Origin of the sequence: Amycolatopsis kentuckyensis (genome assembly GCF_002155975.1) — a bacterium.
GTDB lineage: Bacteria > Actinomycetota > Actinomycetes > Mycobacteriales > Pseudonocardiaceae > Amycolatopsis > Amycolatopsis kentuckyensis.
The window spans coordinates 1-2128 of record NZ_MUMI01000767.1; the positions used below are offsets into that span (position 1 = coordinate 1).

At 75.0% G+C, this 2128-nt stretch carries 3 protein-coding genes; 1 reads left to right on the plus strand and 2 read right to left on the minus strand.

The window, feature by feature from the left end; genetic code table 11:
* The coding region (locus CCN39_RS47455; RefSeq protein WP_143264464.1) for a LysR substrate-binding domain-containing protein at window positions 1–598 on the plus strand (598 nt) is incomplete at its 5' end.
* Here CCN39_RS47455 and fdhD read toward each other — a convergent pair.
* Complete coding sequence (gene fdhD / locus CCN39_RS47460; RefSeq protein ID WP_208630691.1) at window positions 586–1419, minus strand: formate dehydrogenase accessory sulfurtransferase FdhD; 834 nt, start codon at window positions 1417–1419, stop codon at window positions 586–588. The two genes, CCN39_RS47455 and fdhD, sit on opposite strands and share 13 nt — an antisense overlap.
* A gap of 1 nt (window position 1420) precedes the next feature.
* The coding region (locus CCN39_RS47465) for an MFS transporter (RefSeq protein WP_143264465.1) at window positions 1421–2128 on the minus strand (708 nt) is incomplete at its 5' end.

Genomic DNA, 2128 nt, shown 5'->3' on the forward strand with positions numbered 1-2128 from the left:
CGCCCGGGCGGCGGTGTCCCCTGTGGACGGCCAGGTGCGGCTCGGGGTCTGCCCGGGACTGCTGGCGGACCTGCACCGAACGCTGGCCCGGCTGCGGCAGGCCCATCCGGGCCTGGGGGTGGAGCTCCGCCAGGTGCGGCCGGAGGAGGTGGAGTGCGGACTGCGGGAGTCTCGGGTGGACGTGGTGCTGACTGCCGCACCCCCCGCGCGCGGGTCGAACGGCGTCGCCCCCACGGCCGCCACGCTGCTTCCCGCCGAAGAGCTGGTCCTCGCCACCACACCCGGCGGTGCCCGTTCCGCCCCCGCCGATCTCTCCGCGCTCTCGCTCGTCGACTTCCCGCCGGGCTGGGCGATCCGTGCAGCCGTCGACCTCGCCTTCCCGCACCGGCGGATCTCGCTGGAAGTCGATGATCTCGCCGTGGCCGCCGGGCTCGTCCAAGCCGGGCTCGCCGCCTGCGTGCTGCCCGCCTCGGCCGCCGCCCGGTTTCCGGAGCTCGCCGTTCGGCGGTTCGCGCGGCCCGTGCCGTGGCAGCTCGCCGCCGTGCACCGGGCCGAGGCCGGCCCCGGCGTGGCCGCCGTTCTCGCTCAGCTCGGCTGAAGACCCAGGCGGTCCGGTCGCGTGTAGACGTTCATCGACGTCCCGCGCAGGAACCCCACCAGCGTCAAGCCGAGCTCGGCGGCCAGGTCCACGGCCAGCGACGACGGCGCCGACACCGCGGCCAGCAACGGGATCCCGGCCATCACCGCCTTCTGCACCAGCTCGAACGACGCCCGCCCGCTCACCATCAGCGCCGTTCCGGACAGCGGCAGCACGCCGTCCCGGGCCGCCCAGCCGACGACCTTGTCCACCGCGTTGTGCCGTCCGACGTCCTCGCGCAGGCACCGCAGCTTCCCGTCCGCGTCGAACAGCCCCGCCGCGTGGAGGCCGCCGGTGCGGTCGAAGACCCGTTGGGCCGCCCGGAGTTCGTCCGGCAGCGCGGTCAGCGTCGCCGGGTCGGTCGTGAACGGGTCGTCGCCGACCGGCCAGGTGACCGTCGTGCGCACGGCGTCCAGGCTCGCCTTGCCGCACAGGCCGCACGAGGACGTCGTGTAGAAGTTGCGTTCCACCGAGGCGTCCGGCGGGGCGACGCCGTCGGCGAGCACGACGTCGAGGACGTTGTAGGTGTTGCCGCCGTCGGCTGTGGCGCCGGCGCAGTAGCGGATCGACCGGATGTCGGCCGCCGCGCGGACCACGCCCTCGCCGACCAGGAAGCCGGCGGCGAGGTCGAAGTCATCGCCGGGGGTGCGCATCGTGATCGTCAGCGGCTTGCCGGCGACCCGGATTTCCAGGGGTTCCTCGACGGTCAGCGTGTCCGGCCGCGCGGTGTGCCCGCCGTCGTGGACGCGCAGCACCCGCCGCCTGCTCGTCATCCGCCCCACGTCAGGCCACCGGCAGCAGCGACTTGGGGCGGCCGGGCTGGCTCAGCCGCCCGGACAGCACCGCCGCGGCCAGGCTCAGCACGCCGGCCGCGACGAACCCGTGCTCCGTCACGACGAGTGTGGCCGGCCCGATCCCGACCGCCGCGCCGACGGCCTTGGCGCTGTAGAGAATCCCGAAGTTCTGCGCCGCCGACTCCTCGCCGAAGTACTCGCGCACCAGGCCGACGAGCAGCGTGTAGCAGCAGCCGTTGCCGAGGCCGGCCAGCGCGACACCCAGCAGCAGGCCGACGGCGTGCCGGTGTTCGCCGGAATACAGCAGCACGAACTGGGCGACCCCGCCGGCCAGCAGGGCGAAGCGCAGGATCCGGTGCCGGCCGAGCCGGTCGGCGAGCCGTCCGATGAGGACACGTCCGCTGCCGGTGGCCGCGGCGAGCAGCGCCAGTGCGGCCGCGGCGAGCCCGGGTCCGCTGCGCGTGGCGGTGAACGTCGCCAGGTAGGCCAGGTCGAACAGCAGCACGGCGGCCGCGAGGACGACGACGAGGTACAGCGAAAGCGTCGTCCGGCACCGGAACAGTTCCGCCGGCCGGTAGTGCCGGACGGCCGGCCGCCGGTTGTGCGCCCGGTCGAGGGCCCAGGCGCGGGGTTCCGGGGTGGCCGGCCACCAGTTCCGCGGCGGGTACCGCAGCAGCGCCGCGCACCCGGCGATGAC